The sequence below is a fragment of the Rhodococcus sp. P14 genome, assembly GCF_000256505.1.
GTDB lineage: Bacteria > Actinomycetota > Actinomycetes > Mycobacteriales > Mycobacteriaceae > Rhodococcus > Rhodococcus ruber.
The window spans coordinates 1-660 of sequence record NZ_AJFC01000250.1 but is presented as its reverse complement, the minus strand read 5'-3'; the positions used below and the strand labels follow the sequence as shown (position 1 = coordinate 660).

The 660-nt window shown below is 72.1% G+C and carries 2 protein-coding genes; both read right to left on the bottom strand.

Annotation, left to right across the window (positions count from 1 at the left end; all coding sequences use genetic code 11):
* Positions 1-279 (bottom strand): glutamate-cysteine ligase family protein (locus tag OEY_RS0117835; protein WP_010595188.1); only part of this gene is annotated, 279 nt, incomplete at its 3' end.
* Positions 280-374: 95 nt separating this feature from the next.
* A partial coding sequence (locus OEY_RS0117830; protein WP_010595187.1) for a hypothetical protein occupies positions 375-660 on the bottom strand: 286 nt, incomplete at its 5' end.

Here is a 660-nt window from a genome sequence, read left to right as displayed (position 1 = left end):
GGGGGGGGCGCCCGCCGCGACCGCCCGCGAGACGCGCAGTTCCCGGCGCAGCTCGTCGATCCGTGTGCAGACCGAGGTGGCGGTCTCGACCTGGCAGCGCGACAGTTCGAGCTGAAGGTCGAGCCCGGCGTCGCGGGCACCCGCCACGACGGCCGCGCTGTTGAGCCGGGGCCGGCCGGAGTCGGCATCGACGAGCAGCAACTCCTCCTCGACGCCCATGGTCAGCATCCGGACATCGTCGCGGTCGGATCCGGCACGTCGAGGCAGCGTGGACGTCATCGTCTCCTCCAACCGGGCCGCCGACACAGCTCGGCAGGACCGTGGCTCCAGCCTGGCACGTCACCCCGGCGGGCGGGACGGAAACGGCAGCGGAATCAGGCGGCGCCGACGGAGTGGAGTCCACGTGCCCACTGCTGCAGCGGCCGGTCCCCGAGGGCGATCGCGAGGGATTCGAGGGTGTGGAGCCGGTCGGCCAGCTGGTCCGCGAGGACGTGTTCGAGGGCGACGACGCTGCGCCTGTCCGCCGACCCGGCGATGGTGGCGATGCAGTCGCTCAGCCGCGCTGCCCGGGACGACGATCCGGTCGCAGAGGTCGTGCGCGAATGCAGAATTCGTTCGAGCGCGTCGCATCGTTCGGAAACGTGGCGGATGTCCGCCGCA